Below are 23,636 nucleotides of genomic sequence, written 5' to 3' on the forward strand. Positions count from 1 at the left end.
CATGTTTACGATCGTCCGCGACCTCGCGCGCCAGAATATGGAATTCCTCAGCGGCCTGCTGCTCTTTGCCGTCATCGTCGGATTGATAGTGGTGTCCTATTTCTCGCCTTACAGCGCGACCGACATCTATCTTCTGCCGCCCGACATGCCGCCCGATGGCGAATATTGGCTCGGCACGACATCGCGCGGCCAGGACGTTTTCTGGCAATTGACGACTGCCCTCAGGAACACCTTGTTTTTCGGCATCGGCGTCGCCTTCATCTCACGCATCATCTCGCTGGTCGTCGGCCTCGTCGCCGGTTATGCCGGCGGCGCCGTCGACCGGGTGCTGATGGCCATCAACGACAGCGTCATGGTCATCCCGCAATTTCCGCTGCTGATCCTGTTCTATTTTGTGCTGAAGGACAGCATGACCTGGACGGCGCTGATCCTCATCATGGCCTCGCTCGGCTGGTCCTATGACGCGCGCCTCATCCGCTCGGTGGCGATCAGCCTGAAGACCAGATCCTTCACCACCCAGAGCGTCTATTCCGGCATGAGCATGCGCAAGATCCTCGTCGAGGAGCACCTGCCCTATGTTCTGCCGATCGTCTTTGCCACCACGATGAACAACATGATCTGGTCGATCGGCATGGAGATCACCCTGTCGGTGCTCGGCTTCACAGATATCGAGACGCCGACCATGGGCATGATGATCTATTGGGCCAATGCCCATTCGGCGCTGATATCAGGCATATGGTGGTGGGTGGCCGCCCCCGTCGCCGTCATCGTCGTCCTCTTCCTGGCGCTCTTCCTGCTGTCCATGTCGATGAACGAATACAATGATCCGCGCAGCCGGCTGAACCGGATGGGAAGTTAGTATGGATCCTTTGGTCGAAATTGAGAATCTGAAAGCCTATTACCGTGCCTTCCTCTTTGGCGTCGATCGCGAGGTGCGTGCTGTCGACGATATCAGCCTGACCATCGCCCGCGGTGAGGTCTACGGCGTCGCCGGTGAATCGAGCAGCGGCAAGACCACCCTGATCAAGACCATCGCCGGCGCAATCCGGCCGCCGCTGCGGGTCGTGTCCGGTAAAGTGACATTCCATTTCGACGGCGGCACCCAGGATATCTACGCGATGAAGCCGGAGGATCGGCTGGCGCTGCGCTGGAAGCATCTGTCCTATATCATGCAGGGCTCGATGAATGTGCTCAATCCAGTGCGCCGGATCCGGCATTCCTTCACCGATTTCGCCTTTCGCCACATGAAGGTCAGCGGCCCGGTGTTTTTCGAAAGGGTCGCCACCCATCTGCAGCGGCTGAAGCTCGATCCGCATCTGCTCGACGCCTATCCCCACGAACTCTCCGGCGGCATGCGCCAGCGCATGACCATTGCGCTGGCCACCATCCTGACGCCCGAATTCATCATCGCCGACGAACCGACGACCGCGCTCGACGTCATCGTTCAGCGCGACGTGCTGTCGATGATCCGCGAAATCCAGCGCGAGATGGGCTCGTCCTTCCTGTTCGTCACCCATGATATGGGGGTTCACGCGACGGTCTCCGACCGCATCGGCATCGTCTATGCCGGGCGTCTTGTCGAGGAAGCGCCGACCCCCAAGCTCTTCAGCAAACCGCTCCACCCCTATACGCAGCACCTCGTCGGCAGCCTGCCGCGGATCGGCGATGCGACGGCCCGCCCTTCGCTCGAGGGCCGCCCCCCCAACCTCGCCATGCCGCCGGAAGGCTGCCGGTTCCACCCGCGCTGTCCGAAGCGCATGGAGATCTGCTCGCAGAAGGTTCCGCCGCTCGTCACCGTCGAGCCGGGGCGGCGGGTGGCGTGTTTTGCCGTTACGGGAGATCCGGTTTGAGCGCTCTTCTTAGCCTCTCGCATGTCACCAAAGTTTACCGCCAGGGCGGCATGCTTGGCCGGCGTCTGATCACGGCGGTCAAGGACGTCAGCTTCGAACTGGGAGCGGAGCCGGAGATCCTCTCGATCGTCGGCGAATCTGGATCGGGAAAATCGACGATCGCGGCGATGATCCTCGGGCAGACCGAACCAACCGAAGGAGAGCTTCAATTCAGCGGCAAGACCGTCGCCATTCATAGCCGATCCGAGCGCAAGGCTTTCATGAAGGAGGTCCAGCCGGTTCTGCAGAACCCCTTCGAAGCCTTCAATCCGCTGAAACGTGTCGATCGTTATCTCTTTGAGACGGCCCGCAATTTTTCGTTCTCGGGAAAACGGCCGGACCGAGAGCAGGCAGAGCGGATGGCGGATGCCGCCCTCGTCCATGTCGGCCTGACCCTTGAAGAAGTGAAAGGCCGGTTTCCCCACGAATTGTCGGGCGGCCAGCTTCAGCGCGTTGCCATCGCCCGCGCGTTGATCCCGCAACCCCGCCTGCTGGTGGCCGACGAACCGGTCTCGATGGTCGACGCCTCGCTGCGCATGGCGATCGTCAATCTCTTTAGCCGCCTGAAAAACGAGCTTGGCCTTTCCATCGTCTACATCACCCACGACCTCGCCACCGCCTATTACATCAGCGACAACATCATTATCATGCGCAAAGGTGAAATCGTCGAGCGGGGACAGGCGCGAGCGGTGTTGGATGATCCGCAGCATGAGTATTCGCGGGCACTGAAGGATGCGGTGCTGGCGGCGGATTTTTAGTGCGGCGACGTAATTGCTGCGAAAGGGTGAGGGTAATTGCTCCGCTTCGATGGGCGCCTCAATTTCATCTGTTTGCGTGGTTCTGCGCGATAACTGCGGTCGGCAAGGCGGAGGGGCCTGTTGGATAGGCTCGACGTCATCAGCCTGATGAAGCCGGCTCGCTTCAGTTTCTCCGCAAGTCCAAGGCGCGACCAAAGCGCATTTCGATCGCACTGACGATATCCTTTTCCTCCGCGAGTTGAGAGACGGCCCTCGGGAACATCCATTCCTACGGCGAGCTGCTGTTTGCCCGTTATCGGCCGATTATTGCGACAAAGTTGCGCTGTTATGCGACCCGGAATTTGCCGGATTGTTTGCAAAATAGGATAGATGAGGCAAGCCGTTCTCATCACCCCGATGAATCGATCAGCCATAACCGATTCATAAATGTCGTTGGACGTCGCCGCCTACTCTTTGCGATCTTGCCGGCATGACACTTCAGCCCTTTCACCTCTACATCGAACGCAGAGAGCCTGACAAAAACATGGCACGCTTTTATGCGCTGTCGATCGAGCCGAACCTCTTTGGCGGCACCTCGCTCGTCCGCAGCTGGGGACGCATCGGCAGCCGCGGGCAGCAGAAGATCCATGTCTTCGATAGCGAGTTAAAAGCATTCGATCTCCTGCTCACTCTTTTGCGCAGGAAGCACTCGCGAGGCTATCTGCTGCTGCGGTAAGCCGCGTCTCTCATGGCCAATTGAAAGAAGAGACGGCTTACCCCGCCTCCTCCTCTTCGAGTTCCGGCTGCAAGGAATGCAGGTAGTCGACGGCGCGCTGCGCATGTGCTGCCGCCGAGAAGATGGCGCGCTTGTCGTTGCCCAGAACCTTCAGCCAGCCATCTAGATAGCTTGCGTGGTCGGGGCGTGGTTCGAGCTCTGGGACAATGCCGAGATCGGCGCAGAGAAACGCGCTGCCGAGTTCGGCGACAAGCTCTTCGCGGGCCCGATCGCTCCTATCTTTCGCGTAGCGGCTGAGATCCCGATCAAGCCGTCGCGGTGCCCCAGTCCAGTGGGTGATCTCGTGGCTGAGGACGGCGACATAGGCGGCGTCGTCCCTGAAGGCATCCAGGCATGGCATCTGGATGTAGTCACGCTGAGCGGCATAGTAGGCAGCCGATCCTCCGTGCCGGATCAGGGCGCCGGTATTGGCAAGGAAGCGGCCGGCATCGCCAATGCGGCTCATCGGATCCTGGACAGGTGCGACGTCGTCAAAGCGGCCATTAAGGCCGGCGATCTGATCGGTGTTGAACACCGTGTAAGCTTTGAGGAACGGGATATCCTGTTCGATCTCGGTGCCCGTCTCGGTCGTCTCGGTGCGGATGAACGAACTGGCGAAGACGACGGTTGTTCCGGTTTCGCCCTTGCGGACGGCGCCGCCGAGTTCGATTGCCTGGCGAAACGTCATCCACCTCGACGAGGCAAAGCCGCGGGCGATGGCTTCGGACCAGAGGAGCAGGACGTTGATCCCGGTGTAGGGTTGGCCGTTATGGCGCAGTGGCCGGCTGACCTCGGCTGTCGCATGTCCCGTCGTCCAGGGTTTGGTCCATGGCCGCACACCCTGTTGGAGATCGGCGATGATCTTGCCGGTGATGCGGCTGTAGACATCGGATCGTTGATTGGATTGTTGCCTGCTCATGTCTGAACCTCCGTTTCGAGGTCGCGGCCATCGCGACCTGCTACGGCGGTCCGAAAGCCGGGCTGCAAGTGCTGTCTGCACCCGCAGGGCCGCAACGCAGTGGAGGACGGCAAAGCCGTTGCCGGCGGCGTGAGCCTGGCAGGACCAAAAGCCGGGGCAGGACGCGATGGCCGCAATTCAAGTGGAAGGTTTAGACGGAGGCGGACATGGCAAATCCGCGAGCCGTTATGCGGTCGCTAGGATGGCTCATGAACTGCAGCGAACATGGCTCAGTTGGGTAAACGCGCAAGTGAGCGAGCGGGTTGTGGGCGATGCGATCGCGCGAGGGGGGGCGACGCGAAGAACGAATGCCTAACGGCAGTAAAGGTACGGCTCACCAAATAGATCCAGCTAATTGGCTTGAAGGAAACAGAACTGCGTAACTAGTCTAGTGGATGACTGCGCTGAGGACCTGGCGGAACGCTTGCGCCGCCAACTGGAGCTCTTCGCCGCCGGCCGCTTTCTCCAGGACGGATCATCAATCCATTTACGATTTGTGGTTTAACGCAACCAGTGTAGAATCGGGTTTATGCTCTGAATTTCTCAAAGTCATTTTTAAGCCGCCCCGCGACCTCTGCTCTCCATGATGAAATCATCCCTTAACCATATGCCCCTTCGCAAACAGCGAGAACTCGGACGAGTTCTCAAGATTCTCCATGAGGAATTCCAGGATGCGCTGAAGGAAGGCACGGCTGATTTTAAGAAGCGCGGCCGGATCCTGAAGATCGTCCTATTCGGCTCCTACGCCAAGGGCGGATGGGTCGATGAACCTTTCACGATGAAGGGTTATCGCTCGGACTTCGATCTGCTGATCATCGTCAACGATCGCAAGCTCTGCGATTTCGCCGAATACTGGTATAAGGCGGCTGACCGCCTGATCCACGATAAGTCGATCGAAACGCCGGTAAGCTTCATCGTTCATTCCAGGCGGGAGGTGAACACCTATCTCAAGGAAGGTCAGTATTTCTTCTCCGACATTCGCAAGGAAGGCATCGTCCTTTACGAATTGGATGATGAGCCGCTTGCTGAGCCGCAGGCGCTTTCGCCGGCCGATCGGTTGCGGCTAGCGAGGGTCCACTTTGAACATCGGTTCAGGAGTGCCTCGAAGCTCCACAAGCTATCGATGTTCTGCATGGCTGAGAAGGACTACAATGAAGCCGCGTTCATCATGCATCAATCGCTCGAACAAGCCTACTCTTGCGTCCTGCTGACCCTGACCAATTATGGCCCACCATCTCACAACATCAAGTTCCTACGCTCGCTCGCCGAGGAACAGGACCGCCGTCTGGCGGAGGCCTTTCCTCGCGATCAGCACAAAGAACGTGCCTGGTTCAACACGCTGAACGAAGCCTACGTGAAGGCACGGTATTCCGTGCATTTCGAGATCACCGACGAAGCGCTTCTTTGGCTTGGGGAGCGAACGGCAAAGCTACTTGAGTTGGTCAAAACCGTATGCTCCGAGCATTTGGAAAAGCTTGAGCGAAATAATATCTAGCTGTTGTCAGCGAACCTGCCCGAGCCTCTAGGATGCGGTTCCACGACCGAACAAGTCCAGAGAGAGTATGTCGCCGGTCGTCTTGGAAGAAGTGGAAGCTGCCGCCCGCAATTTGCCTTCTGAAGGTCTGGTACAAACTTTCAATTGACCGTTTCCGATGGCGAGGCGACACTCGCAAGCTGCAGCGAGGCAGGAGGAAAACGATGGACGATACAGACCGCTGGCGCGACATGGCAAGTGCACCGCGAGACGGTAGCCGGATCCTCGTCACGATTCGCCCGTCCGAACAGGGGCCGGCGGAAGTTGACCTCGCCTATTGGTCGAATGGCGATCAGTTCGCTGGAGAAGGCTGGCGCGCATCTGATTCCTCGCCAGGGCATATCATCGAGTACGCCGAGCCGGAATTGAAGTGTTGGATGCCGATGCCCTCGGCCAATCGCACCTCGATGCCCTCCCCCTGGGAAGGCGACGATGACCAGGAGCTTTACGGGTCGGGGATTTGATGGATCGCGCGCGGTACCACTAGTTCCTGCCTCAGCGACCAGGTCCAGATTATCGTCGGCCACGACTGCGGCGCGACGAAGTCGCCTGATCAAATTGAGGTTCAACTGGATAGCTTTCGTTTTTATGCATGTCGTTGGCCGGAACCGCTGCACGCTTCCGGGCGACATGCATTAAGCACCTACGCTGCGCGCACCTTGTCCCGGCCGCTTAATTTGGCAGCATAGAGTGCCTGATCGGCGCGTCGATAAAGGTCCGAAGCGCTGTCTGAGGGGGCACAGGCGGCAATGCCGGCAGAACACGTGTAGCTGAAGTCGGGCGAGTCAGGCAGAGGCCGGGAGAAGCGGATCACCGTCAGCATACGCTCGACCATGGCAATGGCGTCCTCCGGCCCGGTTGCCGGCATCACCAGAACGAACTCCTCGCCGCCGACCCGCCCAAAACAATCGTTGCGGCGAACATTCTGATGAATGCGATGGGCAAAGTCGCGCAACACGAGATCCCCGGCGTGGTGACCGAGCCGATCGTTGATGTGTTTGAAATTGTCGATGTCGAATACGGCAAGGCAGCCGTTGCTTCCATGCTCGGGGGCCGCCAGCATGTCGTCGACTCGGCCCATCACAAAGCGGCGGTTGTCGCTCGCTATGCACAACATCCAGCCGTTCTTCTGGACTGCCTCGGTCATCCAGAACCACCGGCCATCGTAGAGGTCCGTCTCGAAAGCGCGATAGCCGATCTTGCCGCGGCGTGACTGCGTCGACCGCAGCCATTCGTCGAAACTGCTCGTCCGGATGACGGTGCCTCGCGCGAGCTCGAAATTCGCCGCATGAGATCCGGCCAGAGCGGCGTTTCATCCGGCTCGATGAAATAGACCGAACGAAAGGCGCTGTTGGCGTATTGCAGCAGGTCGTGGCTGTCATAGACCGCAATCAGCGTTTCGGTGTGTTCAGCAAGGTGCAGAAGCTGTTCGAATATCTCGTCCATACCGAACCCTGTCTGGTTGCCTTGGTATGACATGGCATAGAAAGCTTATGAGAAAAGAGCCAGTCCGCAAGCAAAGGCGCCTCAAGTGATTACGCAAACGTCAACAAGCGGCGTTTTTCAATCGTGATTGGACAACGGCTTCGACCTGAGCGACGCTGTGTTTGGGAGGCGGACCATCTATTTTTCCGAAGATAGGAGGCCGAAATGGAACAGTACGCATTAGACCAGCTGAAAAGCATCGCAACTGTCAGCCCGACCTGCAAGCGTCTTGAAATGACACGGCGCGAACGGCTTGAACAGTGGGCCGAAAGTCTCGAACACAGCCCCAGGCCGTTCCTCAAGACACTTCACGAAACCGAATATCAACCGATTGCCGATCGGCTTGCTCTCAGGGATGACGGCACCCCGATCTCCGTTGCATTCGCTGATCCCATGCTGCGGGCGGCAGGAATGGAAAATGACAGCTATGGAGAGGCCAAGCGGTTCTTCGAACTCAGCGATGAGCAATTGCATGATCTTGTGTGCTTCTGCCATTTCGGTGAACGCGTCAGCGCGGCAGTCGTCGCTCGCCGTTTGCGAAAGATGTCAGGCTCCAAACCAGACGGGTTCTTCGCTCAGCTTCGTGCGTGGTTTGCCTGATTGAGGCCAAAGGCCACCATCTGACGTGCTAGTCGGGGATGCATCGATCCCCGTCGGGTCGTTGCTCCTGCGGCATCGACTATCGCTGACATTTTGAGGGGGCAGATTTCTGAAGCGGCTGGTTCCTGCTGGTCAGCAGGAACCAGGTTTTCTGCGCTGGCCGACCACGCCCCTAAGAACTTGGGTCAGGGCGTTCACCAGCAGCACCCACATCTATGGGGAAAGATGCCACGCCGAGTGACTAGTCAGGGAGACGCTTGAAGAGGCCATATCGCTACTTTGCCGCCAGCTAACCACGCGCTTGCCATTGTAGGTAATTTAACGGAAAATCCCCGGCGTGGCCCTTGAGGCCTGGGCAGTCTGCCATGATCGGAGAACGCCGTGCCTCTGAAAAACATTTTGGCCGCAGCAGCAATCGTCTTCATGACACTCTCAGGATGCGCAACTAGCGGATCGGACAACACAACCTATGCACAGCCGCAGGGGATAGGCCCAGTTCGCGGTGAGATAGGCGGTTACTAGCCCATCGACAGTGTTTCGACCGCTTTAGAAACACAGCCTGGCTGTTTACGACGAACCAACCTCGGCGTTCGATCCCATGTCGGTCGCTGTCGCGGAGGAAGGCATGACGATGGTGACCCACGAAATGGGCTTTGCCCGCAAGGTCGCGCAACGCGTGGTGTTCATGGATGCCGGCGGCGAGATCCTGCGCCACTAGTTCCGCCCGTTACGTGACTCGGTCACGGCTCCGACGCGACCTCACCGCGTTTACCACCCACGGATCGCAGGTGCTGCATCGCGTTGGCAGATCGGGTGTTCATGCTGTTGTTGTGACATCGGGTCAGGCCAAAAGCATCACAGTCTCGATGAGGGATATCTGGAATGTCGATCTTGCTGAGAAGTTTGTCGTCCCTGTTGGTTGGACTAACATTGGCGGCGCCCGCCTCTGGCAATTGCTTGAGCGCAAAAGAAACCAAACAGGGCGTGCTGCTTACCAGAGAAGTGCCTTTCTTTTCCGCGTTCTACAAGCCGGACGGTCCGGGTCTCACCGAACAACGGCTGATGGAGCGTAACCGTTCACTGCAGCCGGTGTCGGCTGTATATTTGCACCCCTTGCTCGTCGAAAAGAGAGTTAGTGCCAGCGGGACGCATGAGCTGAAATACGCGAATGCGATTGCGTTAGACGATCTACCACAGAAGAAGAACTGGCAATCCGAGACTAAGCTTTTCATCAATGGCCAAAAATCCGTTTCGGGCGTTACTATTATTAGGTTCGACGGCTGGGGAGAAGAAGCTATCGCGTCTTGTTCCTACAAAGTTTGGGCCGTCAACAGCCGTCTCGAACTGACGGGATTGCCTCCGATTATTTTTGAACAATACTATTCCCCCGAGCTTCGTCTCGTTCTTCGTTCGGTAAGGCTAGGCCCCTCCAACCAGCCGTTGAGCGAGGTTCGATTTGATCGGTTCCAAATTGGCTGGGGCAACTGATTGATCGTGAGGTCAGACTGCCAGTACGAAAGCAGCTTCGCATCAATTTCATGAATGCTGAGCGACCGCCTCCGGCCGTGCCAATAACGTGCGATATCGGTGATGGCATCGCGAGACGGTTGGATCGTCGTTGTTCCAGACAACGAACCCGCTAAAGTTGCTTCACGAGGGTCCGGCAGTTGCTAAGGTCTGTCGACAGGCTCGCCGTTTGGGTTGGGCACCGGTGCCTCCCTCGTATCTCGAGCCGGGGGTTTGTGATCGTCAGTCTCTGGTAGCGCTTCCTTACGGTCAGGGCGATTGACAGGCTGCTCTTTAAGATTGCCCCCCTGTGATGGGGCATTATTCTTTTTGGACATGGTCAGCTCCTCCATTCAACGGTACGAACAGACTGGCGAGATCAAAAGTTCCGAGGCAGCCAGACTGCCGTCGTCAGAGCATATATCCATCTGCAGCATAGCTATCGACCATTCGCAGGGATGACGCTTGATAAGCGGCGCCCGAGGCAAGGGGGATGCACGCGGGTCAGCGCCAGTACGTGACGTCAGCGCCGGCGGCAAACGGCGGCCCCTACCGTAGATGCGCAGTGTGGAATCGGATTTCTATTCAGGTGTGGCTCTCGATCAGCACGGAGCTTCCAAAGGAGCTGCGTCGCATCACCAAGCTACAACCGCAACGACTCTAGTCGCGCTTCGAACCTCCGTCAGTGCCTCGGAACCGCCAGACACCGCCTGAATGAGCGGACTAGCCGGACTGGGTGGCAGCAAAGTCGAGCCGCCCATTTGAAGGTTCTGCCCGACGACGAACGGCGGCTTCGGAGCAGTGCCGCGTCTCTGCGCTGGAAGGTCGTCGTGCGAGGAATTGGAAGCCGGGTAGATCGACGGGTGATCATTATCCACCCGATGACGACCTGGACAAGCTGAGGCATTCTCATTTCCAGGTTTTCCGCTATCATCCACAGGTCACGGGAGTAGGCGTCATGATTGCAGCGAGTTTGGTTCCGGATGCATTTTACTGGGCGAAGTCCTCGAAATATTTCGACGGACGACCGACGATCGTTCGGGTCTCCACGGTCTTCGGGAAGGATTCTGACTATTGGACGCTGGCGCTCCTGGGAACCGATCAGCACGCTATGCCCGCAGACTTCGAGATCATCGCTCTGGTGGAGCTCCCAGAAGAATACCCTCTCCGGCAAGCCGCCGAGTGAACCGTTCACCGGGCAAGCGAACGAGGGGCCTGACAGAGGGCACCCTTTTTGTCGGGCGTTCATACCGACAATCGCTTTTCCTTTAATCGAAACACAACGACCAACCCTTCGGGGTCCAGTCGTAGCAGATCGAACCGTCTAACTGACCGGTGACTGCCCGATGGAGAAGTTTGCTGCCATAACCCATCGGAACTTGCGGGAAGTTCGACGATGGGGCCGACCCAGTTTGAGCCCTGAAGACGCAGCCAACCTTGTTGGAGACGACACCGATGTCGTTTGAGGGGACACTTGCCGCCCTGGCTAACGGGCAAATAAAAAAGGCCGGGGCGAAATCGCACCGACCTTTCCAACATCGCTCTCACACCAGTGCCAGTACATCCGTGGTCAAAAGCAGATAAGCGACTTCGGCAGTCGCGAACGCTCGCGTGGAGCACTCACCAGCAACGCCGATGACCGTTAGATAGCGTCGGACTGTGTTTAATTCAAGTCGCCCGGCAAGAACTCCGCCAATCCGACGTATCGCCATCTCGCCTGCGCAACAGCCGATGGCCTGCCGGCACCTTAATCGAAAAAGCGCCCCACCCCACACGCGCAAAAAGCCCCGCGGTTGTTGCGACCGCGGGGCTTCTTGACGCCTCACCCGGGAGAGGGGATCAGGCGGCTTGGACTTTGCGGGTCGTGCGTGCCCATTCGGGCAGCCAGTCGCCGTGGGTGGCGAGCAGGTCGTCGACCAGCGACCAGATCTGGTCGAGGTCGAGTTCGGCTGCCGTATGCGGGTCCATCATCGCCGCGTGATAAATGTGCTCGCGATTTTCCGTCATCAGCGCCTGCACCGTCAGTTCCTGGACGTTGATATTGGTGCGGATCAGCGCGGTCAGTTGCGGCGGCAGGTCGCCAATGAAGGTCGGCTGGATGCCGGAGGCATCGACGAGGCAAGGGACTTCGGCGGCGCAATTGGCAGGCAGCGAAGTGATGCAGCCATTGTTGCGGACATTGCCGTAGATCACCGAGGGTTCGCCGGTCCAGACCGAGTTGATGATCGAGGAGGCATATTCCTTCGACGGCGCGACTTCGATCTTGTCGGCCGAACGATAGGCCTCTGCCTGGCCTTTCCAGCGTTCGATCTGCTCGATGCAGCGTTTCGGATATTCGTCGAGCGGAATGCCGAATTTCTCGATGAGGTCCTCGCGGCCCTCCTTGATGAAATAGGGCGTGTATTCGGCGAAATGCTCAGAGCTTTCGGTGACGAAATAGCCGAGCCGCGTCAGCATCTCGTAGCGCACCTTGTTCGGGCAGCGCGGGTTCCAGCCGGGCTTCGGCGCCCTGCCCTCGCGGTAGCCGCGCACGAGATCGGGATAAAGGTCGCGGTAGGAACCGTCAGCCTGGCGATGCTCGAACTTGAGATAGAAGGCCATGTGGTTGATGCCGGCCGCACGGTAACGGATCTCCTCGTAGGGGATGTCGAGATCATGGGCCAGTTCCATCGCCGTGCCCTGGACCGAATGGCAAAGGCCGACCTGGCGGATGGTCGGATATTTCTCCGATATCGCCCAGGTGTTGATCGCCATCGGGTTGACATATTGCAGCATGATCGCCTCGGGGCAGACGGCGAGCATGTCCTCGCAGACCTTCCAGAGATGCGGCACGGTGCGAAGCCCGCGCATGATGCCGCCGACGCCGAGCGTATCGGCGATCGTCTGGCGCAGCCCGTATTTCTTCGGCACCTCGAAATCGGTGACCGTGCAGGGCTCATAGCCGCCGATCTGGAAGGCGACGACGACGAAATCGGCGCCTGCAAGCGCCTTGCGCTGGTCGGAATAGGTCTCGGCCTTCGCTTTCACGCCGAGCGTCGAGATCAGCTTGTTGACGACGACGGCGCTTTCCTCCAGCCGCTGCGGATTGAGATCCATCAGCGCGATCGTCGCGCCTGACAGCGCGGGCCGCTGCAGCACGTCGCCGACGATGTTCTTCATGAAGACGGTGGAGCCTGCTCCGATGAAAGTGATTTTGGGATTTCCTGCCATTATAGCCTCCGGCATTCGATAATCATGCTACCTCGAAAGCGGCCTTGACGAGCCGTTCGGTGTAGGCGGTCTTGGGATGGGATAGTACTTCGTCGACGGGACCCTCTTCGACGATCTTGCCATGCTGCATGACAATAACGCGATGGCAGAGCGCCCTGACGACCTTGAGGTCGTGGGAGATGAAGAGGTAGCTAAGGCCGCGCTCGTCCTGCAGCTTGCGCAGCAGTTCGATGATCTGCGCCTGGACGGAAAGGTCGAGCGCCGATGTCGGCTCGTCGAGGAGGATGAATTCCGGCTCCAGCGCGATGGCGCGGGCAATGGCGATGCGCTGGCGCTGGCCGCCGGAAAATTCGTGCGGGAAACGCGACAGGATATTGCCCGGCATGCCGGCAGCAATCAGCGCTTCGCGCACCCGATCCTGGCGTTCGGCCTTGGTCGCGCCCAGCCTGTTGACGACGAGACCTTCCTCGATGATCTGGCCGATCGTCATGCGCGGATTGAGCGATGAGAACGGGTCCTGGAACACCACCTGCATTCGGGCGCGCAAGGGCCGCATCTCGGACCTGGACAGGCCGTGGATCGGCTGATTGTCGAAACGGATCTCGCCGCTGTCGGGTGTGTTCAGCCGTAGGATCGCCTGGCCGAACGTCGTCTTGCCGGAGCCGGATTCGCCCACCAGCCCCAGCGTCTCGTGACGGCGCAACGTCAGGTCGAGGCTGTCGACGGCGACAAGCTCACGCATCGCCGGCTTGAGAAATGTGCCGTGACGCATCATGAAGGAGACGCGCACGCCCTTGGCATCGAGGATGACATCCGATCCTTCGGGCAGCGGATTGGCCAGGCCGCGCGGCTCGGAGGCGAGCAGATGCTTGGTATAGGCGTCCTGCGGATTGGCAAACAGCGCTTCGGTGGTGTTGTGCTCGCGCACTTCGCCGTACTGCATCACATAGACGTAATCCGAGAACTGCCGCACAACCGTCAGGTCGTGGGTGATGAGGATGACGGCCATCCCCAGCTCTTTCTGCAGGTTGCGGATCAGGTTGAGGATCTGCGCCTGCACGGTGACGTCGAGGGCCGTCGTCGGCTCGTCGGCGATCAGCACATCGGGATCGTTGGCAAGCGCCATGGCGATCATCACCCGCTGGCGCTGGCCGCCGGAAAGCTGATGCGGATATTGCATGAGCCGCGCGGCGGGATCGGGGATCTGCACATGTTCCAGCAGTTCGAGCGCGCGCTTTTGCGCATCCCTCTTGCTGATCCGGCGATGCACGCGGATCGCTTCGACAATCTGGCTGCCGATCGTATAGATCGGGTTCAGCGAGCTCATCGGCTCCTGGAAGATCATCGAGATGCGATCGCCGCGCAGCTTGCGGCGCGCCCGCTCGGAGAATTTCAGAATATTGCTGCCGTCATAGGCGACCGTCGATTTCTCGGAGACGACGGCGCGCTTTGACAACAATCCCATCACGGTTCGCGCCGTCACCGATTTGCCCGAACCGGATTCGCCGACGATCGCGATCGTCTCGCCGCGATAGAGCTGGAAGGAGACGTCCTTGACGGCTTCGACCATGCCGTCCTCGACCTTGAAATTCACCGCCACGTTGCGGGCATCGATGATCGGCGTGTCCGAACGGCCATCATGATCATGGCGGACGGGCGGAGCGAAGGAATTGACCAGTGCAAGAGCCATATCAATCACCTCAATAAGGATCGACCGCGTCGCGCAGTCCGTCGCCGAGCGCATTGAATGCGAAGACGGTGACGAGCACGAAGCCGACGGGAGCGAGAATCCAGGGATAGGAGCCGATCACCGAATAAGTCGCCGTATCCTGCAGCATCAGCCCCCAGGAGATCAGCGGCGGCTTAACCGCAAAGCCGAGGAAACCGAGGAAGGATTCCAGCAGCACGACACTCGGTATATGCAGCGTCACCGCGACGATGACGTGGCTCATCACGTTCGGCAAGATGTGCTGGAAGATGATGCGTGTGTCGGTGGCGCCGACGGCCATGGCCGCCCGGACATAATCGATGCGGGCGAGCGCCAGTGTCTTGCCGCGCACCTCGCGCGACATCTGCGCCCAGCCGAGCGCCGACATGACGACGATGACGAAGGCGAGGAAGACATTGGTCGGCGCCGTCACCGGGATCAGCGAGGTCAGCGCCAGATAGAGCGGCAATTGGGGGAAGGCCAGCACCAGCTCGACGAAACGCTGCAGCCAGACGTCGAAGGTGCCGCCGAAATAGCCCGATACCATGCCGACGGTGGTGCCGATGACGGTGACGATGAAGACCACCGTTAGGGCAATCGTCAGCGAGATGCGCGAGCCGATGATGGCGCGCGACAGCACGTCGCGGCCGAACTTGTCGGTGCCGAGAAAATGCACCGGCTTTCCGTCGGTCGAGCCGAAGAAGTGACGGTTGGCGGGGATCAGGCCGAACAGCCGGTATTCGGCGCCCTTGACGAAGAAGCCGAGCAGCCGCGGATTGTCGTAGTCGATGCCGACGATCGGCTGGAAGGTGACCGGATCAAGCTCTTCGGAATCCGACAGCGCATAGACGCGCGGCTGGAAGACGAAATTGCCGTCCTTGTCGTGGAAGCTCATCACCTGTGGCGGCGCGAAGCCGACATCGGTCGCCTTCGGATCCATCGGCGCGAAGAAATCGGCAAAGATCGCCATGAGGAGCAGGAGCACGACGAGCACGAGCCCGGCCATGCCGGTCCAGGAGCGCCTCAGCCGGCGCCAGACAAGGGCGATATAGCTCTCATGCCCACGCGATGGCTTGGCCACGATGTCGGTCGTCGGCGGTGTTGCAGAAGAGTCGAAAGCAAGCATCTCAGGCTCCTCCATATTGGCGGACACGCGGATCGAGCAAGGCGAGCAGCATGTCGGCGATGATGTTGCCGACGATCAGCGTCGCCGACAGCACCATCATGAAGGTGGCGGTGACATAGACGTCGCCGACCGCCATCGAGCCGACGATCGCCGGACCGACGGTCGGCAGCGCGAAGATGATGGCGGTCTCGATCTCGCCGGTCAGCATGTAAGGCAGCACGACCCCCTGGTACATCACCAGCGGATGCAGCGCATTCGGCACCGCATGGCGCATCACCACCGCTCCGCCTGAAAGGCCCTTGGCCTTGGCCGTCTCGACATATTGGGCGTTCAGCGTATCGAGCAGATTGCCGCGCATGACGCGCATGTTGTAGGCGAGCCCGCCGAAGGTGGCGATCGCCACGACCGGCCAGACATGGTGGACGAGATCGACGAATTTCGCCCAGGACCAGGGCGCCCCGCCATATTGCGGCGAGAAGAAGCTGCCGATCTCGGTCACGTTGAGCTGAAAGACCAGGAGATAGACGATGATCAGCGCCATCAGGAAGCGCGGCACCGTCATGCCGAGGAAGGAAATTCCCGAAAGCAGGCTGTCGATCCAGCTGTACTGTCGCGTTGCCGCCCAGATGCCGAAGCCGATGCCAAGCACCGAGGCAAAGAGGTGGCAGACGAGCGCCAGAAGCAACGTTCGCGGCAGGCGTTCACCGACGACATCGGCGACCGGCTTGTTGTAGAACATGCTGTAACCGAAATCGCCGCGCGTCACAATTCCGCCGATCCAGTTGATGTACTGGACGACCAGCGGCTTATCGAGCCCGTGTTCGACGCGGTAAGCCTGCGCTTGCGCTTCGGCCTGGGCATAGGAGGCGCCCCCCTGGTTGATCAGCTGGGAGCGGATGTAATCGGCATAGTCGCCGGGCGGGGCCTGGATGATTGCGAAAGTCACCACGCTCAGGATGAAGAGAATGGGGATCGCGGAGGCTATGCGCACGAGCAGGAATCGTAACATCAGACGGTTCGCTTCTCCTTGCCGCCAGTCGCTCCTTGTCAGCGCGGCCGGCTCGTTGGTCATATCGGGCCGCGCGCGGCACGCGCGGCCCGGAACTCACTTCAGCTGGGAGGGAGCTCTCCAGCGCGTCGCATCACATGCGACGCGCTTTAACTCTTTGTTTCCGGGCATCATGCATCAGTTGATCGGACCCTTCTCGCCGGGCTTGCCGGGCAGCTGTTCGGGGAACAGCTCGTATTTGCCCTGCTTGTCGGCGGCCACCCACATGCGTTCGCGGATCACCGAGTCTTCAGCCCAGTTGAACATCATGATCGGCGTGCCCTGCGGCACGTTCGAGAACCGCTTATTGATGATCAGCGCGCCCGGATACTCCGTCAGGCCCACAGTATTGACGTGCTCGGTCGAGATTTTCTGGTACTGCTTCATCAGGTCGACGCGCTCCTCGTTGCTCTGGCTCGTCCTGAACTTGTTGATGACGTCGATAAGCTCCTGTTCGAAGGGCATCAGATCGAGCTGGTCATCCTTGCCGGCGCGGTGGTGCCAGCTGGTGCGCGGACCGACAGGGGCGAGCTGCTCGGTGTTCTGCACCACCGACGACAGCTCCGTCGTGTTGCGCTGGATCAGCCAGTCGAAGCGGCCGGCATAGTGGGCGTCGTCACGCTTGGCCCCGTCGAGCGCATTGATGACGATCTTCAGGCCGAGCTTCTCCATCTGGCCGACGACACCTTCGGCAAGACTCTTGTCGGTCGTGTACTGATTGTTGATCAGCATGACGATTTCGACATCCTTGCCGCCTGCCGTGCCGGCCGGAAAGTTCACGACGCCGTTGCCGTCGGTGTCCTTGAGGCCGGCCTTGGCGAGTTCAGCCTTGGCGCCCTCGAGATCGAAAGGATAGTAGACGGTCGAGTTGCGGTCGTAGAAGCTGGTGCCGGAGGAGAGCCCGCCGGGATAGATCGCGGTGAACGGTCCCTTGACCAGCGAGTCGCCGATCGCCTTGCGGTCGAGCGCCATGGTGACGGCCTTGCGGAAGTCCTCGTTGCGGTTCAGCTCACGGATCGCCTGACCGCGCTCGTCCGGGTTGCCCCAGCCATTGGCGGAAAAGTTCATGCGAAGATTGTAGCCGATGAGGCGCGGACCGAAGGCAAGGCGGGCGGGCGCGGTTTCTTCCGCGGCACGCTTCAGCGAGGCGACGAAGTTTTCCGGCTGCTCGAGGTTCGAGATGTCGGCGGATCCGGCCACGGCCTGAACGTCGCGGTCGGCCCAGGTCGAGAGCTTGTAGTGCAGCTCGTTCAGATAAGGCAGCTGATTGCCCTTCTCGTCGACCTTCCAGTAATAGGGGTTGCGGCGCATGACGATGATGTCGTCGGAGCGATATTCCACCGGCACCCAGCCGCCCATGACCGGCATGTTCATGAACTCCGGCGGGAAGGCGTTCTTGAACTGGTCGTAGGTGTTCTTCGAATATTTCGGATGCTTCGGCTTCAGGATATGTGACGGACCCGGGCAGAAGTTCGGGTAGGACATCGTGTAGAGATATTGTTTCGGAAAGGCCTCCTTGAAGGTCCATTCGACGGTGTAATCGTCGATCTTCTTCAGCGTCGTCCCGGTGCCGAAGGCTTCCGGCGAGGCGCCGCCGCCAAGCGGCGAGACGTTCGGGTCGATCACTTCGTCTTCCCAGTAGAACATGATGTCGTCGGCGGTAAACGGCGCACCGTCCGACCACTTGGCGCCTTCGATCAGGTGCATGGTCAGCTTATGACCGTCTTCAGACCAATCCCAGCTCTTGGCGAGGTTGGGCAGCGGTTCGGTGTCGGACGCCTGCACCTGGAACAGCGGCGCGGTGCGCGTCAGGCATTCGGAAAGGCCGATATCGATGCCGCCCCAGCCCTGCGTCTGGCCGGCGCCATAGTTCCAGCCTTCCGGCCGGCCGCCGATGACGTGGCGCATCGTATCGCCGTAGACGCCGATGCCGTCGGGCATATTGCCTGTTTTGAAGACCATGGGCTCCTTCGGCAGGCGATCCTTGACCGGCGGCAGCTTGCCGGAGGCGACGAAATTCTTCGTGACCCAGTCGGGCTCGTGATATTCGGGCAGCGCCTTGAACTCCAGGATGGAGTCGCGCGCGACATAGTTGATCTTGCCTTCGGCGGGGAAGTCGGCCGGTGCGGGTGGGATGGTTGGCTCGGAGGCATAGGCGTTCAGCGCCGCGGCTGAGACGCTAAGCGCCAGTCCGGCCAGAATGCCTGCGTTGCGGAAATTCATCATCGTTTCTCCCTCTTGTTCCGGAGCGCGGATCACGCGGCTCCTTTTTCCTCGAACGACATGAAAGCGGGTTTGACGTCATGGATTTCCCTCCCGGAAACCCATGACGACCCATCCTTCACAAATATCAGACGGCCTGTTTCAGCGCCGCCTTTTCCGCACGCAGCTCCTCGATCGAGCGAACGTTGCGGCGTGCGGCCCCCGCCCAGTCGCGGGTCTGCACCTTCGATTTCGACAGCCGCTCCTTGGCGGCCGGCACGGCGTCGGCATATTGCGGCAGCCAGCGCGCCTGGGCAACGACCATCTCGTCGACCATCTGCCAGACCTCTTCCGGCGTCGAGACGGCGCCGACCAGCGGATCGTGCAGCACGGCCAGCTTCAGAAGGTCGATGTCGCCCGATATCGCCGCATGCACCGACATGCGCTGGACGTTGATCGAGGCGATGCAGGTGGCCGCACAAGCTTCCGGCAGGGTGACGCCGGAGACCATGTTGATACCGAAGCGATCGACGAAGCCTGGCGATTCGATGATCGCATCGGACGGCAGGTTGGTGATGACGCCATTGTTCTTGACGTTGAAATGGCCGCGATAGACCCGGTTCGTCTCCAGCGCCTCGAGGATGTGGCTCGCATGTTCGTTCGAGCGCTTGGCGGGATCGATCGGCTTTGCGGCCGATTCCAGGAATTGCGGATACTCCGTCTCGAACCAGTTGCGCGTTTCGGTGGAATGGCGGAGATAGCCGCCGGTCTCGCCGTGGATCCAGTCGGACATATCGATCCAGCGGGTGATCTCGTCCGGCCGCTTGCGATACCAGGGCAGGTACTCCGAGAGATGGCCGTTGCTTTCGGTGGAATAGACGCCGAAACGCTTCAGCACGTCGATGCGCAATTTCTCCTGCTGCGAAAAAACGGGATGCGCCTCGAAGGCGGCGATGAGCTCGTCCTTGCCGATCCTGCGGCCGTTGAGGCGCAGATCGATGAACCAGGTCTGGTGGTTGATACCGGAGCAGATGTAGTCGAGTTCGCTCAGCGACTTTGCGCCGAGCACCTCGGCAATCTGTTCGGCGCCATGCTGGACACCGTGGCAGAGGCCGACGGTGTCGACCTTGCCGTATTCGATCGCCGCCCAGGTGTTCATCGCCATCGGGTTGGCATAGTTCAGGAATTTCGCGCCGGGTTCGGCGACCTCGCGGATATCCTTGCAGAAGTCGAGGATGACCGGGATGTTGCGCTGGCCATAGAGGATGCCGCCGGCGCAGATCGTATCGCCGACGCATTGGTCGATGCCGTATTTCAGCGGGATCCTGATATCGTCGGCATAGGCCTCGAGCCCGCCGACCCGGACGCAGCTGATGATGTAGCGCGCGCCTTCCAGCGCCTGGCGTCGGTTGGTCGTCGCCGTCACCTTCGTCGGCAGCCCATTCGCCTCGACGACGCGGTCGAGGATCGCCTTGATCATTTCCAGATTGTGTTCGCTGATATCGGTCAGTGCAAACTCGATGTCGCGAAACTCCGGAACGCACAATATGTCGGTGAACAGCTTCTTGGTGAAACCGACGCTGCCCGCACCGATGATAGCGATTTTGAAACTCATGATCTTCACCTCGACCCAATCGAATGCTAAGGAAAAGACGGTTGTGGAGGATCAGGCCGCATGCTGACGCATGTGGCTGAAAACACCGTAAAATCTGCCTTTTTCCTCCCGGCCGCTCTGTCGGCCGTGGTCTCTTCCTCGTGTCGGCCGGGATTATGCCCGAAATCGGCAGGGCGACCAGAGAAGGATTATGCTTTCAGGGGTAATTTTGTGCTGCAGGATTTGATCGCCAACGGACAGTCGATGAGGACGGTTTCGCTGCCCCGCGGCCGCCAGCGATTACACGCCATGCCGACCAGCGCCGGTTATGAAGTGCGCGAGAACGAGACCTATGACTGGGACGGCCGCCGGCGCGGCCAGACTCCCTTCACCGTGCTCCAGCACACGATCAGCGGCAGCGGCCAGCTGCGCTACCAGCACCGCAACTATCGCCTTCAGGGCGGCGACACGCTGCTCGTCCTGGTGCCGCACAATCATCGCTACTGGCTGGAGAAAGGCGACCGCTGGGAATATTTCTGGATCTCGATGAACGGCGAGGAAACGCTGCGCATCCACCAGATGGTGCTGTCGACAGCCGGCCCGGTGCTGAAGCTCCAGCCCGCGACCATCGATCATCTCGCCGATTGCAGCCTGCGGCTGGTCAAGGGCGCGACGTCGCCGGGTGCCGCCTCGGCGATCGCCTATGAAGCGGCGATGGCGCTTTACGACGACGTCTTCGGCTCGCCGGCCTTCGCCGCCGAGCTCAGCCTCATGCAGCCGGTGATCGACCATATCAATGCCAATCTCGAAAAGCCGCTGCCGGTCAGCGAGCTTGCCGGCATCGTCGGCCTCAGCCGCGCGCATTTCTCGCGCAGCTTTGCCGAGAGCGAAGGCATGCCCCCGGCCGAATTCGTGCTGCAGCAACGCCTGCAGCGCGCCGTCAAGCTTTTGACCAAGGCGGACTTCCTGCCGGTCAAGGAAGTCGCCATCATGTGCGGCTTCGAAGACCCCAACTATTTCTCCAAAGTCTTCCGCCGCGTCTACGGCACCAACCCCACCGAATTCCGCACGACGGGCATGTATGCCAGCATCGGCAAGCTGAGATAGCTGGTCGTCCCCGGCTTGGCTTCAGGCCCGCACCTCGAACACCATGTTGAACGGCGTTTCCGTGGCGCGCCGGAAATGCGTGAACCCGGCGTCGAGCGCGACCTTTCGAAGCTTCATTTCTCCTGCCTGCGCGCCGAGCCCAAGCCCCACCTCCTGGGAGAGCGATGCCGGTGTGCAGATCATCGTCGACGCACCGTAATAGACACGGCCGACCGGATTGAGATTGTCCTTGAGATGGTCATGGGCAAAGGGCTCGACGATCAGCCACGTCCCGTTCGGTCCAAGCGTATCCTTGACATGCCGGCCGGCGCCAACTGGATCGCCCATGTCGTGAAGACAGTCGAACATGGCGACCATGTCATAGTCTCGCCCCGGAAATTCCGCCGCCGAGCCCTGCTGGAAGGTCACACGGTCCGCAACACCCGCATCTTCGGCGGCGGCCTTTGCCCTTTCGATCGACGGGCCATGATAGTCGAAGCCGGTGAAGCGGGAGGCGGGATAGGCCTGCGCCATCAGGATGGTCGATGCCCCATGACCGCAGCCGACATCGGCGACGCTGGCTCCGGCCTTGAGCTTTTCCTCGACGCCGCCAAGGGCCGGAATCCATTCATTGACGAGATGGCTGTTATAGCCCGGACGAAAAAACCGCTCGGTTCCCCGGAAGAGGCAGGTGCTGTGCTCATGCCAGCCGAGACCCTTGCCGGAGCGGAAGGCATCAGCGACTTTTGGCTCGTCCATCCACATGGATTGAACGACCTCGAAGGCACCGACGAAAAAGGCCGGGCTGTTTTCCTCGGCAAACACCATCGCCTGCTCCGGCGTCAGGCTGAAACGATCGGTCTTTTCATCATAAGCGATGTAGTCGGCGGCCGCCTGGGCGCTCAGCCATTCCCTGACGTAGCGCTCCTTCACCCCCGTCTTCGCGGCAAGATCCTGGACGCTCATCGGCGTTCCGTCGGCCATCGCCTTGAAGAGCCCCACCTTGTCGCCAAGCACGACCAGGGCGCCTGACATGGCGGCGCCGACGTCGCCAACAAGACGACCGACAAGCGCATCGAGTTTTTGCATATCTGGTTCACGCATTGTTGCCTCCCCCGCGCGTGATAAGGATGATCTAAATTAGAGTTTAATGATATTCCGTCAATCACCCGGACCTTTGCAGATGGAATACCGGCGGTCGAAGAATGTGGCGGACGGGCTAACATCACTTGTGTGGAGATGAGATTTTCGTATAGTTTTACGGAAGCAGACTACGCTTTTGATGCAAGGTTGTCGTTTTGTCTCTATCTTCTGCTCAATGTCGGGCTGCCCGGGCACTTCTGGAGTGGTCGCAGGACGACCTCTCGTCAGCCTCGAAAGTTGCAAAGGCGACGATTGCCAATTTCGAGGCCGGAAAGCGCGCTCCCTATGAACGCACACTTCAGGACATGAAGCAGGCGCTGGAAGTTGGCGGCGTCATTTTCATCCCCGAAAACGGCGGAGGGGCCGGCGTTCGCCTCGCAAAGCGCGCGACCGCCTCGATCGACACGAACGAAACCCAGACGGTTCAATACGAGGAGCATCTCACAAATGACGCCCCTCCCGGTGCAGGCGGCTGAATGGCAAAGAAAGAGAAGCTTGAACACTCCGAACTGGCGGGAGAATTCACTGACGACGGAATCACCGTGCTCGTCGATATCTTCCGCACATCCGGCAGCAATGAAGACTGGACGATGGAGGTGGTCACGCAATCGGAAGATCTGATCCGCTGGGACGAGCCATTTCCGACCGACAGGGATGCCTTCGACGAATTCCTGGCCGTCGTCGCCCGCGACGGCATTCGATCCTTTCTCGAAGAAGACGAGCCATCCGTGCATTGAGGAATATCCGTGAAAAGCATCAATGATCTCGTCGCATCGGCGAAAACCGTCTGCGATCGGTACCGGGCCGGGCGGATGGAGCGAGAAACCGTGCGGGAATGGGTTCTGGGACTCGGCGCCTATCCGCCGCCGCATGGTGACCGCGTGCGGGAAGCTGCGGAATGGTTCCGGCTGCACAATCGCGAACCTGTCTCGGAAGACATCGTGCTTGTGGACATCGACCGGCTCCAGGCGATTTCAGCGCCGTGATCCCGGTGGCGTGCGAACGGACGTGCCAGCTGCAACGGCAAGCCATATC

The 23,636-nt window shown here is 59.9% G+C and carries 21 protein-coding genes and 2 pseudogenes; 14 read left to right on the plus strand and 9 right to left on the minus strand.

Features of this window, described 5'->3' with window-relative positions:
* Window position 1 precedes the first annotated feature (1 nt).
* From BS630_RS29455 to BS630_RS29470, 4 genes are all read left to right on the plus strand, one after another.
* Window positions 2-859, plus strand: coding sequence for an ABC transporter permease (locus tag BS630_RS29455; protein ID WP_077980211.1), 858 nt, complete (start codon window positions 2-4; stop codon window positions 857-859).
* Between the two features lies 1 nt (window position 860).
* On the plus strand, window positions 861-1,850 hold the full coding sequence (locus BS630_RS29460) for an ABC transporter ATP-binding protein (RefSeq protein ID WP_077980212.1): 990 nt from the start codon (window positions 861-863) through the stop codon (window positions 1,848-1,850).
* A complete protein-coding gene (locus BS630_RS29465) occupies window positions 1,847-2,647 on the plus strand; it encodes an ABC transporter ATP-binding protein (RefSeq protein WP_077980213.1) in 801 nt (266 codons plus the stop codon). The genes BS630_RS29460 and BS630_RS29465 overlap by 4 nt, the downstream gene beginning before the upstream one ends.
* Before the next feature lie 469 nt (window positions 2,648-3,116).
* The gene (locus tag BS630_RS29470) at window positions 3,117-3,362 is read left to right on the plus strand and encodes a WGR domain-containing protein (protein WP_077980214.1); all 246 of its coding nucleotides are present in this window, start codon (window positions 3,117-3,119) and stop codon (window positions 3,360-3,362) included.
* A gap of 37 nt (window positions 3,363-3,399) precedes the next feature.
* Here BS630_RS29470 and BS630_RS29475 read toward each other — a convergent pair whose 3' ends face one another.
* Window positions 3,400-4,320 (minus strand): ArdC family protein, encoded by a 921-nt coding sequence (locus BS630_RS29475; RefSeq protein WP_077980215.1) that lies wholly within the window; start codon window positions 4,318-4,320, stop codon window positions 3,400-3,402.
* Between the two features lie 622 nt (window positions 4,321-4,942).
* On the opposite strand from BS630_RS29475, the gene BS630_RS29480 reads away from it, so the two are divergent.
* Both BS630_RS29480 and BS630_RS29485 read left to right on the plus strand, forming a co-directional pair.
* Entirely contained in the window at window positions 4,943-5,854 is a 912-nt protein-coding gene (locus tag BS630_RS29480) for a nucleotidyltransferase and HEPN domain-containing protein (protein WP_077980216.1), read from the plus strand.
* Between the two features lie 203 nt (window positions 5,855-6,057).
* A complete protein-coding gene (locus BS630_RS29485; RefSeq protein ID WP_025397805.1) occupies window positions 6,058-6,357 on the plus strand; it encodes a hypothetical protein in 300 nt (99 codons plus the stop codon).
* 179 nt (window positions 6,358-6,536) lie between these two features.
* Here BS630_RS29485 and BS630_RS29490 read toward each other — a convergent pair.
* Window positions 6,537-7,339 (minus strand): annotated as a pseudogene (locus tag BS630_RS29490) (GGDEF domain-containing protein).
* A gap of 204 nt (window positions 7,340-7,543) precedes the next feature.
* Here BS630_RS29490 and BS630_RS29495 point away from each other — a divergent pair.
* From BS630_RS29495 to BS630_RS29510, 4 genes and pseudogenes are all read left to right on the plus strand, one after another.
* Entirely contained in the window at window positions 7,544-7,978 is a 435-nt protein-coding gene (locus tag BS630_RS29495; RefSeq protein WP_077980217.1) for a hypothetical protein, read from the plus strand.
* Window positions 7,979-8,537: 559 nt separating this feature from the next.
* A pseudogene (locus BS630_RS29500) lies at window positions 8,538-8,675 on the plus strand (polar amino acid ABC transporter ATP-binding protein); the annotation flags it as partial.
* A gap of 185 nt (window positions 8,676-8,860) precedes the next feature.
* Complete coding sequence (locus BS630_RS29505; RefSeq protein WP_077980218.1) at window positions 8,861-9,466, plus strand: hypothetical protein; 606 nt, start codon at window positions 8,861-8,863, stop codon at window positions 9,464-9,466.
* Window positions 9,467-10,442: 976 nt separating this feature from the next.
* Window positions 10,443-10,670, plus strand: coding sequence for a hypothetical protein (locus BS630_RS29510; protein ID WP_020053038.1), 228 nt, complete (start codon window positions 10,443-10,445; stop codon window positions 10,668-10,670).
* A gap of 653 nt (window positions 10,671-11,323) precedes the next feature.
* Here BS630_RS29510 and melA (BS630_RS29515) read toward each other — a convergent pair.
* The 6 genes from melA (BS630_RS29515) to melA (BS630_RS29540) form a co-directional block, all read right to left on the minus strand.
* Window positions 11,324-12,694 carry an alpha-glucosidase/alpha-galactosidase gene (gene melA, locus BS630_RS29515; protein WP_077980219.1) on the minus strand — a complete coding sequence of 457 codons (1,371 nt, stop codon included), beginning with the start codon at window positions 12,692-12,694 and terminating at the stop codon, window positions 11,324-11,326.
* Between the two features lie 22 nt (window positions 12,695-12,716).
* The gene (locus BS630_RS29520; protein ID WP_077980220.1) at window positions 12,717-14,384 is read right to left on the minus strand and encodes an ABC transporter ATP-binding protein; all 1,668 of its coding nucleotides are present in this window, start codon (window positions 14,382-14,384) and stop codon (window positions 12,717-12,719) included.
* Between the two features lie 10 nt (window positions 14,385-14,394).
* Complete coding sequence (locus tag BS630_RS29525; protein ID WP_077980221.1) at window positions 14,395-15,528, minus strand: ABC transporter permease; 1,134 nt, start codon at window positions 15,526-15,528, stop codon at window positions 14,395-14,397.
* Window position 15,529: 1 nt separating this feature from the next.
* The gene (locus BS630_RS29530; RefSeq protein WP_077980222.1) at window positions 15,530-16,537 is read right to left on the minus strand and encodes an ABC transporter permease; all 1,008 of its coding nucleotides are present in this window, start codon (window positions 16,535-16,537) and stop codon (window positions 15,530-15,532) included.
* A gap of 177 nt (window positions 16,538-16,714) precedes the next feature.
* Window positions 16,715-18,802 (minus strand): ABC transporter substrate-binding protein, encoded by a 2,088-nt coding sequence (locus BS630_RS29535; RefSeq protein ID WP_077980223.1) that lies wholly within the window; start codon window positions 18,800-18,802, stop codon window positions 16,715-16,717.
* A gap of 124 nt (window positions 18,803-18,926) precedes the next feature.
* Window positions 18,927-20,393 (minus strand): alpha-glucosidase/alpha-galactosidase, encoded by a 1,467-nt coding sequence (gene melA / locus BS630_RS29540; protein ID WP_077980224.1) that lies wholly within the window; start codon window positions 20,391-20,393, stop codon window positions 18,927-18,929.
* Window positions 20,394-20,453: 60 nt separating this feature from the next.
* Here melA (BS630_RS29540) and BS630_RS29545 point away from each other — a divergent pair, with 60 nt between their 5' ends.
* Window positions 20,454-21,479: an AraC family transcriptional regulator gene (locus BS630_RS29545; protein ID WP_170268835.1), complete on the plus strand. Its 1,026-nt coding sequence runs from the start codon at window positions 20,454-20,456 to the stop codon at window positions 21,477-21,479.
* 21 nt (window positions 21,480-21,500) lie between these two features.
* Here the strand turns inward: BS630_RS29545 and BS630_RS29550 are convergent, their stop codons facing one another.
* Window positions 21,501-22,562, minus strand: coding sequence for a class I SAM-dependent methyltransferase (locus BS630_RS29550; protein ID WP_077980225.1), 1,062 nt, complete (start codon window positions 22,560-22,562; stop codon window positions 21,501-21,503).
* Window positions 22,563-22,756: 194 nt separating this feature from the next.
* Here BS630_RS29550 and BS630_RS29555 point away from each other — a divergent pair, with 194 nt between their 5' ends.
* Genes BS630_RS29555 through BS630_RS29565 form a run of 3 tightly spaced genes read left to right on the plus strand, consistent with a single transcriptional unit; the run spans window position 22,757 to window position 23,587 of the window.
* Window positions 22,757-23,077 (plus strand): helix-turn-helix transcriptional regulator, encoded by a 321-nt coding sequence (locus BS630_RS29555; RefSeq protein WP_077980226.1) that lies wholly within the window; start codon window positions 22,757-22,759, stop codon window positions 23,075-23,077.
* The gene (locus tag BS630_RS29560) at window positions 23,078-23,338 is read left to right on the plus strand and encodes a hypothetical protein (protein ID WP_077980227.1); all 261 of its coding nucleotides are present in this window, start codon (window positions 23,078-23,080) and stop codon (window positions 23,336-23,338) included.
* Window positions 23,339-23,347: 9 nt separating this feature from the next.
* On the plus strand, window positions 23,348-23,587 hold the full coding sequence (locus BS630_RS29565; RefSeq protein ID WP_025397792.1) for a hypothetical protein: 240 nt from the start codon (window positions 23,348-23,350) through the stop codon (window positions 23,585-23,587).
* The last annotated feature ends 49 nt before the right edge of the window (window positions 23,588-23,636 follow it).

The organism is Rhizobium laguerreae, assembly GCF_002008165.1.
In the GTDB taxonomy this organism is placed as follows: domain Bacteria; phylum Pseudomonadota; class Alphaproteobacteria; order Rhizobiales; family Rhizobiaceae; genus Rhizobium; species Rhizobium laguerreae.

Excerpts from the sequence above, each read along its gene's own strand:
- BS630_RS29475 (WP_077980215.1), bottom strand. The coding sequence starts at position 4,320 with ATGAGCAGGCAACAATCCAATCAACGATCCGATGTCTACAGCCGCATC.
- BS630_RS29460 (WP_077980212.1), top strand. The coding sequence starts at position 861 with ATGGATCCTTTGGTCGAAATTGAGAATCTGAAAGCCTATTACCGTGCC.
- BS630_RS29510 (WP_020053038.1), top strand. The coding sequence starts at position 10,443 with ATGATTGCAGCGAGTTTGGTTCCGGATGCATTTTACTGGGCGAAGTCC.
- BS630_RS29520 (WP_077980220.1), bottom strand. The coding sequence starts at position 14,384 with ATGGCTCTTGCACTGGTCAATTCCTTCGCTCCGCCCGTCCGCCATGAT.
- BS630_RS29560 (WP_077980227.1), top strand. The coding sequence starts at position 23,078 with ATGGCAAAGAAAGAGAAGCTTGAACACTCCGAACTGGCGGGAGAATTC.
- BS630_RS29545 (WP_170268835.1), top strand. The coding sequence starts at position 20,454 with ATGCTGACGCATGTGGCTGAAAACACCGTAAAATCTGCCTTTTTCCTC.
- BS630_RS29505 (WP_077980218.1), top strand. The coding sequence starts at position 8,861 with ATGTCGATCTTGCTGAGAAGTTTGTCGTCCCTGTTGGTTGGACTAACA.
- BS630_RS29455 (WP_077980211.1), top strand. The coding sequence starts at position 2 with ATGTTTACGATCGTCCGCGACCTCGCGCGCCAGAATATGGAATTCCTC.
- BS630_RS29530 (WP_077980222.1), bottom strand. The coding sequence starts at position 16,537 with ATGTTACGATTCCTGCTCGTGCGCATAGCCTCCGCGATCCCCATTCTC.
- BS630_RS29480 (WP_077980216.1), top strand. The coding sequence starts at position 4,943 with ATGATGAAATCATCCCTTAACCATATGCCCCTTCGCAAACAGCGAGAA.
- BS630_RS29550 (WP_077980225.1), bottom strand. The coding sequence starts at position 22,562 with ATGCGTGAACCAGATATGCAAAAACTCGATGCGCTTGTCGGTCGTCTT.
- BS630_RS29525 (WP_077980221.1), bottom strand. The coding sequence starts at position 15,528 with ATGCTTGCTTTCGACTCTTCTGCAACACCGCCGACGACCGACATCGTG.
- melA (WP_077980224.1), bottom strand. The coding sequence starts at position 20,393 with ATGAGTTTCAAAATCGCTATCATCGGTGCGGGCAGCGTCGGTTTCACC.
- melA (WP_077980219.1), bottom strand. The coding sequence starts at position 12,694 with ATGGCAGGAAATCCCAAAATCACTTTCATCGGAGCAGGCTCCACCGTC.
- BS630_RS29485 (WP_025397805.1), top strand. The coding sequence starts at position 6,058 with ATGGACGATACAGACCGCTGGCGCGACATGGCAAGTGCACCGCGAGAC.
- BS630_RS29495 (WP_077980217.1), top strand. The coding sequence starts at position 7,544 with ATGGAACAGTACGCATTAGACCAGCTGAAAAGCATCGCAACTGTCAGC.
- BS630_RS29535 (WP_077980223.1), bottom strand. The coding sequence starts at position 18,802 with ATGATGAATTTCCGCAACGCAGGCATTCTGGCCGGACTGGCGCTTAGC.
- BS630_RS29470 (WP_077980214.1), top strand. The coding sequence starts at position 3,117 with ATGACACTTCAGCCCTTTCACCTCTACATCGAACGCAGAGAGCCTGAC.